At 30.4% G+C, this 8,064-nt stretch carries 7 protein-coding genes and 1 tRNA gene; 3 read left to right on the forward strand and 5 right to left on the reverse strand.

Features of this window, described 5'->3' with window-relative positions; translation table 11 throughout:
• Positions 1-246 precede the first annotated feature (246 nt).
• From P8M52_RS03700 to P8M52_RS03720, 5 genes are all read right to left on the reverse strand, one after another.
• Positions 247-801, reverse strand: a complete 555-nt coding sequence (locus tag P8M52_RS03700) for a hypothetical protein (RefSeq protein ID WP_300307504.1) — start codon at positions 799-801, stop codon at positions 247-249.
• Between the two features lie 1,568 nt (positions 802-2,369).
• Positions 2,370-2,455, reverse strand: a tRNA-Leu gene (locus tag P8M52_RS03705).
• A 12-nt stretch (positions 2,456-2,467) separates the two neighbouring features.
• Positions 2,468-2,827 (reverse strand): preprotein translocase subunit SecG, encoded by a 360-nt coding sequence (gene secG / locus P8M52_RS03710; RefSeq protein ID WP_300307507.1) that lies wholly within the window; start codon positions 2,825-2,827, stop codon positions 2,468-2,470.
• Between the two features lie 3 nt (positions 2,828-2,830).
• Positions 2,831-3,577: a triose-phosphate isomerase gene (gene tpiA / locus P8M52_RS03715; protein ID WP_300307522.1), complete on the reverse strand. Its 747-nt coding sequence runs from the start codon at positions 3,575-3,577 to the stop codon at positions 2,831-2,833.
• 68 nt (positions 3,578-3,645) lie between these two features.
• Positions 3,646-4,164: a YqhA family protein gene (locus P8M52_RS03720; protein ID WP_300307510.1), complete on the reverse strand. Its 519-nt coding sequence runs from the start codon at positions 4,162-4,164 to the stop codon at positions 3,646-3,648.
• Between the two features lie 62 nt (positions 4,165-4,226).
• Between P8M52_RS03720 and dnaA the strand changes: the two genes are divergently transcribed.
• The 3 genes from dnaA to recF all read left to right on the forward strand — a co-directional run bounded on the left by dnaA (position 4,227) and on the right by recF (position 7,930).
• On the forward strand, positions 4,227-5,519 hold the full coding sequence (dnaA, locus tag P8M52_RS03725) for a chromosomal replication initiator protein DnaA (RefSeq protein ID WP_300307513.1): 1,293 nt from the start codon (positions 4,227-4,229) through the stop codon (positions 5,517-5,519).
• Positions 5,520-5,731: 212 nt separating this feature from the next.
• Positions 5,732-6,835, forward strand: coding sequence for a DNA polymerase III subunit beta (gene dnaN, locus P8M52_RS03730; protein ID WP_300307516.1), 1,104 nt, complete (start codon positions 5,732-5,734; stop codon positions 6,833-6,835).
• Between the two features lie 9 nt (positions 6,836-6,844).
• Positions 6,845-7,930 (forward strand): DNA replication and repair protein RecF, encoded by a 1,086-nt coding sequence (gene recF, locus P8M52_RS03735; protein WP_300307519.1) that lies wholly within the window; start codon positions 6,845-6,847, stop codon positions 7,928-7,930.
• Positions 7,931-8,064: the final 134 nt, after the last annotated feature.

Genomic DNA, 8,064 nt, shown 5'->3' on the forward strand with positions numbered 1-8,064 from the left:
TGAGTTACCAAAGAAAGCTGAAGCTGAAGTAGCTGCTACTAAAGTAGTAATTGCGATAATTTTTTTCATGTTAATCTCCCAGATTATTATGTAGTTTCAACACAATCATTATTGACAGTGTTATTTAAAGTGCTGAACCATTGTTCAGCATTAAATGTATTATACATTAATTATATATTAGTAATCAATTATATTCTTATATTTTGAGTAATCATCGTTTTTATTTAACAGCTACTCAAAAAAATTCTACTCTACTAAAACTCTTGAAGTAGTTGAGGCGGCAGGTGATAATCCATATCCCTGTTTGCCATATATTGAGTCAGAATTGCCGCTATAGTGCAATTGATTGCCTACTGCCTTTTCAATTTCTCTCGATTGATCCTTAAAATTCTGAATGCCAGTTCCAAGATTTATTGGCATTTCATCAACAAAGAAAGTTTTACTAGTCGAGTGTGTAATCTGTTCTAAAGTTTTACTGAAATCAGTATCTTGAAGCCAATTACTTGGTTGAGCTTGACTAGGGATAACCATTGCATTATTTGGTATAAACGTTGGGTTTTGACGATAACTCTTAAGCGAAGTTGGTCGAGCACCATAACGACTCATGTTTCGAGCATCATTAGCCGGGGAATATTGTCCATTACCAGACATAGGATTCCAATTAGCATTGTTACTCCACGGAACTGAATTGTTATATCCAGTACCAGTTGCAAATGGCATCATGCTATCAGTATTAAAGAATGCCGAAGCATTAACAGATGAAATACCGATGATGATAAAAAATAAATTTACTTTTTTCATGACATTTGTCTCAATAACTTAATTGATATTATTATACCATAATATAGATATAACCTCATATTTCACTAAAATTCCCTGCTAATTTTTTTGTATAGTTATGTATCACTGTTATAGCAATCATCAAACAATGTTAATGCAAGACTATCGTTAATACTAATATAATAAACATCTAATAAAATATTTGCTCAAGGGTTGAATAATCACATCTTTGATTTAATGTTATCAATCTAACCCACTTCAGCTTTAAGCAAAATCAATCAGCATGATTACAATATGAATCACAAACAATCTTAGATTTTTACACATGTTTTAAAGTATTGATGTTTTTTACTAAATAAAGTATATCAAGATACAAAAATAGAGAATAGCATTCAAATGTAATAGTCATTATGCTAACTTCTGGTTCAGAGCAAGTGAAAATTCTTAAAATCAACCAAATCGAGGCTGTGATTGTCTAATGGATTCAGAATATCCTTTAATTTAACCGAAATAGGTTGTCACCACACTTATACTTGCCTTAGTATCTTAAAATTCAAATTTGGCTAAATTTCGAGGTAAAAATTAATCACGTTAAGCCTAATTTCAATTTAATACCTATCTGGAAAGGATTAGTTTTCAAGAACATCAACAAAATAGTAGTAGGTTTTTAAGTTATCATAACTTTAATAACATTAAAAATTTGTGCTCATCAGGAAGAGTTAGCAATATATTTAATAATGATAGATTTTATTAATGATAATATTATTAAAAGTTTAAATACCAATCTATTCATACCGGGCTACTTTTAATACTGGTAAATTATCAACATAGCTTTTAATATCTCATCATCAAGCCCTGTTCACTCTCAAGAATTAAATTACCTTACGCATCAAATGATGAATACATTTGATAACGAATAAATTTAAGATGAAAGTTGGATTCATACTATAAATCAGAGTTCTAATAATGGATTATTGTGTGTATGCTATTTTTGAAGAGTGGTAAATGCTTATTTTTTTGGTAATTCTTGAATAAAATCCTAAATAATAAACTATGTTGAACTTCTTAAATGTTGCTTACATTGATGAATGAATTGACGTTAATAAAATAAGATAACTCTTTCTACTATTTTTTTTTGAATTAATTAAATTAAATTCAAAATAAAAACATCAATAAGTTTAATCGCAATCAGTAGTTTTTAATCAAGACTAAATAGATCTATCAAATCATCATACACAAGGGGCGTCTTATTAAAGTATTCGTACAAAATACTGACAGTTGCTAGCTAACGCATAAACTAATATAACGATTGCAACAATAAGTTCATTTGCTATTCATAAAGATAAAACCTGATATAGGTCTCATTTTTTTTAGAATGAGGGTGCTAATCCATAAGTCATTAATTCAAATAAAACATATTATTCGAAACCCAATCAAATTTTATGGTTCGTTTACATAAGCATATAAGACGGTGTTAGATAGAATTATAAAAAGAATTATGTATTTACTGTTTCACGTGAAACGCATAAAAGGATCCTATAAATAAAAACGGCGACACATAGGTCGCCGTTTTTATTCGTTATTAAATATGGTGCCGATAGCCAGAGTCGAACTGGCACGAGCGTAGCTCACTACCCCCTCAAGGTAGCGCGTCTACCAATTCCGCCATATCGGCAAATGATTTTGTTTATTGAGGAATATCGCTAGTATCTGATACAGTAGAAGAAGGTGTCATCATTGGCACATCCGAAGGTACAACATCTAACGGACCGGATTGCTCCATAATACTATTTGCTTCTTTATCTGTAGTTGTTTCGTTGGTAGCTAAATAAGCCAAGGTTAAACTAGTTACAAAAAATGCAGTTGCAATACTAGCTGTTAACTTATACATAAATGAATTTGCACCACGAGCACCGAATACAGATCCAGATGCGCCAGCACCAAAAGCAGCGCCAGCATCTGCACCCTTACCATGCTGCATTAAAATTAGTGCAACGAGGCCTAGGGCCAACAACACATGAATAATTAAAATAATTTGAAATGACATAGCTTAACCCGCCTTACAAATTTGTAAAAAATCATCTGATTTTAATGAAGCTCCACCAATCAGGCCACCATCAATATCTTCACAACCTAACAACTCAGTTGCATTACCTGGATTCATACTACCACCATACAAAATAGAGCAAGTTTGAGCAATATCAGCATTATTTTGGGCTAACATTGAGCGGATGAATGCATGTGCATCTTGTGCTTGCTGTGGTGTTGCTGTGACACCTGTTCCAATTGCCCAAACTGGTTCATAAGCAATAATAATATTCTTAAAAGCTTCAATACCTACAAGATCAATAACTGCTTGAATTTGAAGAGATACAACATTTTCCATGTTGCCAGACTCTCTCTCATCTAATGTCTCACCAATGCAGAATAGTGGTGTTAATCCATTATCTAATGCCACTTGAACTTTATGGGCAACAACGTCATCAGTTTCACCGTATAAACTTCTTCTTTCAGAATGTCCAACAATCACGTATTGAGCACCAAAATCTTTAATCATATCTGCACTCACCTCACCGGTAAAAGCGCCTGAAGCATTAACGTTAAGATCTTGTGCTCCAAGATTAAGTTGTGAATGAGTTATTAATGCTTCAACTTGTGACATGTATGGTGCAGGAGCACAAACTATCACCTTGGACTTTACATCCGCCATACCTGCAAGAATACCCATCACTAAAGTGTTGACTGTTTCTTTTGACGCATTCATTTTCCAGTTGCCTGCAACAATAACTTGACGCATAATAATTCTCATAATAAAAAAGGAATGAATGTTACGCTATTTACTGATAAAAATCAACGCCTAAAGGCTTAGTGCGTTGACTTAGAGCCAAAATAAAGCGCCAAAGAAACCATTAAGATTCCTAAAGAAAAATAGACTAAATCTAATGCACTAACAAAAGTCATGGAAAGAGAAACCTCGAAAAAAGTTACAACTAATATCATTAAAATAACTTTAGCCAATTTAGCCTTCAAATCATCTAAAGAATTAATAACTAATACCTTGGATGACTGGCCACTACCTTTGGCATCATCAATTTCACTAATAAACAACTCATATAATCCAAGGGCAAAAATTAATAGAATAGTAGCCAATAAAAAACCATCTATTGAACCCACTGTATGCGCCACCATTTCAATTTTAAGCGCTCTTTTAGCTTCAGCATTTGCGCCAATATAATCACCTGCATGGCTAATTAGACTAGCAACATCAATTGCTGTTATAACGAATAATAATAACGACAATAACAACGAAGAAACCACAGCTGCCAAAACCATTAGCCTTGAACTCCATAACAACTTCTCAAAATACTTTTCTAAACCAATCATGTAAATCCTTTTAAAACAAATATAATGCTAAAGTATATCATTATAAATTTCAAATAGCGATTATGTCACAAACTTGGACACAATGTCTAAATACACTTAAAGATACCATTCCGTTATCTCAATACAGTATTTGGGTTCAACCATTAAAGGCACTTGAAGATGGAGAAACTTTAACACTACTTGCTCCAAATACCCAAACTAAAGACTATATAAATAAAAACTTAAAAACACAAATCAAGGCGGTTGTTAACCAACACAATAAAGATTTAAAAATTTTTATTGCTATTGATAAAAAACCAGTTAATAACAAAAGACATGCCACACCCCTATTTGAAGATTATACATTTGATAATTTAGTACTAGGTAATGCAAACCAAATGGCTTACGGAGCAACTAAACAAATTGCAGAAAACATAAAAGGATCGCCATACAACCCTTTTATTATTTATGGAGGATCGGGGCTTGGGAAAACTCATCTAATGCAGGCTGCTGGACACTTAGCAAAAGCCCAGAATCCGAACTTAAAAATTTTATACGTACCACTAATGGATTTTGTCAGAAATATTACCTCTAGCCTAAGACACAATAATATTGAAGATATAAAGTTGTTTTATCAATCAGCAGATTTACTGTTGGTAGATGATATTCATTTGATTGCCGGAAAAGAAAAATCTCAAGAAGAATTTTTTCATATCTTTAATTTTTTGTTTAATGGAAAAAAACAAATTATATTTACCTGTGACCAACCACCTAAAAAAATTAAGTTACTAGAAGAGCGACTTAAGACAAGATTTTCCCAAGGCTTAAACCTACACTTAACACCGCCAGAACTTGAAATGCGTGCAGCAATTTTGCTAAAAAAATCACAAAATGAAAATATAAACATAGAGCTTACAGAAGATGTTGCTTTGTTTATTGCTGGCCATATAACATCAAATGTAAGAGATTTAGAAGGCGCACTATTAAAATTAAAAGCATTTGTAGACTTCTCAAAGATAGATAACTCATTTATATCAAAAGAAGTTGTTGAGGCAGCCTTAGGTGATTTAATTAAGCCACAAATAAAAAATATTGATGTAAATGATATACAAAAAGAAGTTGCAAAGCACTATGCATTAACCGTCTCAGACTTAAGCTCAAAATCTAGAAAACAGCACATAGTTCTTGCAAGACAGATGGCAATTTATATTTGCCATGAGCTTAGCTCCCTTTCACTAAATAAAATTGGAAAACAATTCGGAAACAGGGATCATTCAACAGTTATACATGCAATCAAAAAAATCAAAGAAAAATTGGAAAACCAAGATATAAAAGGTGATTACGATTTAATAAAATTAAGATTAGCTAACTTATAAACATATCAACAATTAGGTTATACAAACGGTAGTGGAAAAAATTAACAACTAAACTAAAATCGAAATTTTATACCCATATGAACATTTTCTTACATAAAATACAAACAAGATATCAACAGTTTAAATACTTAATTTTTAAAGAAAAAAAACATTTATACACTAAATATAACCTCACTAATAATAACAATAATTTTTAATAAAAGGATATCACAATGATTACTCAACTAACTGTCAAAGAAATACTTGAGCCTTTGCAAACAGTTATCGGTGTTGTAGAAAAAAAACAAACACTACCTATACTTTCTCATGTGTTAATTCAACTAAAAAACAATCAATTAACATTAACCACTACAGATATGGAAATCGAGATTCGAGCATCTCAGTCTATACAAACACAAGAAGAAGTATCATTTACTATTTATGCAAAAGATTTAATAGATATTATTAGAAAGTTACCGCAAGATACTATTATTGAATTTATTATTGAAGAATCAAAAATTTATATCAAAACCAATAAAAATTCTTTTGAATTAAACACGTTTAATCATCAAGATTTTCCCGCATTACCTAAAATTGAAGACAGTGATATTATTAAAGTTAATTGCCAACAATTGAAAGAAATAATAGAAAACACAAGTTTTTCAATGGGTAACCAAGATATAAGAGCATATTTAAACGGTTTATATTTCGAAGTTGACCAATCTAGTATTACTGTAGTAGCAACAGACGGTCATCGTTTATCAATTGGAGAAATTAAACAACCTAATAATTTAACAGATAAAAAAACAGTCATTCTTCCAAGAAAAGCTGTAATGGAATTAACAAAAATATTAAACAAAAATGACCATAATGAAGTTGATATCCATTTATCAAATAACTATTTTTATTTAATCAGTGACAATACAACTATTATTAGTCGATTAATTGATGGTAATTTTCCTAATTATTCTCAAGTATTGCCAACTGATTTTGAAAATACTATTGTTATTGATCGCTTAGAATTTTTAAACTCATTACAACAAGCTTCTATTTTTGTTGAGGAACGAACAAAGGGTGTTAAGTTAGTATTTAAAAAATCTCAGTTAAATATATTCTCCCATTCAGAAAGAGGGCAAGCCAAAACACAAATTTCTACAAAGAATTTTGATAAAGAAATAGAAATAGCTTTCAATATCCATTATTTAATTTCTATTTTAGAAAAATTAAGTTCTGATGAAATTAATATGGTTGTTCCTGGCGGTGAAAATCAATCATGTATGATAAGTAGCCCTATTGATGAAACATACCAATATGTAGTTATGCCTATGCGCATTTAATAACTGATTGTGGCGGTTATTCATAAATTAGCTATCTCACAGTTTCGAAATCTTAATCAACAATACATCGAACCTGGAAGCCAATTAAATTTATTTATTGCTAATAATGCACAAGGAAAAACAAGCCTAATTGAGGCTATATATTATTTAGGCCATAATCGATCATTTAAAACGAAATCCTTAAAAGAGCTAATTCAGCTTAATCATCGCCAATTCCAATTAGATGCAAAAGTAGATAATTATCGGATTAAATTAGAAAAATCAAAACAAAAAACTTGTATTGATATTGATCAACTACGATTAAAAAACAGTAGTGCGCTTTCTAAAATTTTACCAATTCAAATAATTACACCTGATAAAGGCTTTATTGTAAACGGGACACCTAAAAATAAAAGGTCTTATCTGGATTGGGGAGTGTTTCACGTGGAACCTGAATTTTTAACAGATTTTAAAAAATATAATAAAGCGTTAAAAAATATTAATATTTTACTTTCTCAACAAAAAATTGAAGAATTAGACAATTGGTTTTTGGAAATTTCTCAATTGTCAACAAATATCAATATTGCTCGAAATAATTATATAACCGAATTAAAAAGAATTAATTCATGTGAGATACTAGATAATTTATCAGATTTATTTAAATCAATTAATACGTTTGATTATGAATTCAAATCAGGATGGCCAAAAGAAGTAGATGCTTATAATACGGATAGTATTTATCATTATTTACTCAAAAATAAATCTTATTTACTTAAGACTAAATACCTAAATTATGGCCCTCATAAAGCCAGTTTAAAATTTTATCTTAATAAGCAAGAGGAATGCTTTTTGTCACGAGGTGAACAAAAAATGTTATCAATAATATTTTGGTTGACACAAGTCTCTATGTTGGTTAAAAACAACATTCACCCAGTAGTACTAATTGATGATATATCTTCTGAATTGGATAATATAAAAATTAAAACTATATTAAATTATTTACAGCAATTAAATATACAAATTTTTATGACAGATATTGGTATCAATTCATTGCAAATTGAATCCGAAAATACTTCAGTATTTACTATTGAAAATGGAGTTATTACACGACAATAACAGATGCTTTTTATAGCTAATAATTCGCTCTAATCTCCTTTGTTAATAACAACTTTATAAATATATGTAGCTATTAAAAAAAGTTGTATGGTAGCTTGTATTTCTCTTGCCCGTGGTATAATAATTTTATTTTT

Source organism: Candidatus Thioglobus sp., assembly GCF_029243085.1.
Taxonomy (GTDB): Bacteria; Pseudomonadota; Gammaproteobacteria; order PS1; family Pseudothioglobaceae; genus Thioglobus_A.

Excerpts from the sequence above, each read along its gene's own strand:
- P8M52_RS03700 (WP_300307504.1), bottom strand. The coding sequence starts at position 801 with ATGAAAAAAGTAAATTTATTTTTTATCATCATCGGTATTTCATCTGTT.
- secG (WP_300307507.1), bottom strand. The coding sequence starts at position 2,827 with ATGTCATTTCAAATTATTTTAATTATTCATGTGTTGTTGGCCCTAGGC.
- tpiA (WP_300307522.1), bottom strand. The coding sequence starts at position 3,577 with ATGCGTCAAGTTATTGTTGCAGGCAACTGGAAAATGAATGCGTCAAAA.
- P8M52_RS03720 (WP_300307510.1), bottom strand. The coding sequence starts at position 4,164 with ATGATTGGTTTAGAAAAGTATTTTGAGAAGTTGTTATGGAGTTCAAGG.
- dnaA (WP_300307513.1), top strand. The coding sequence starts at position 4,227 with ATGTCACAAACTTGGACACAATGTCTAAATACACTTAAAGATACCATT.
- dnaN (WP_300307516.1), top strand. The coding sequence starts at position 5,732 with ATGATTACTCAACTAACTGTCAAAGAAATACTTGAGCCTTTGCAAACA.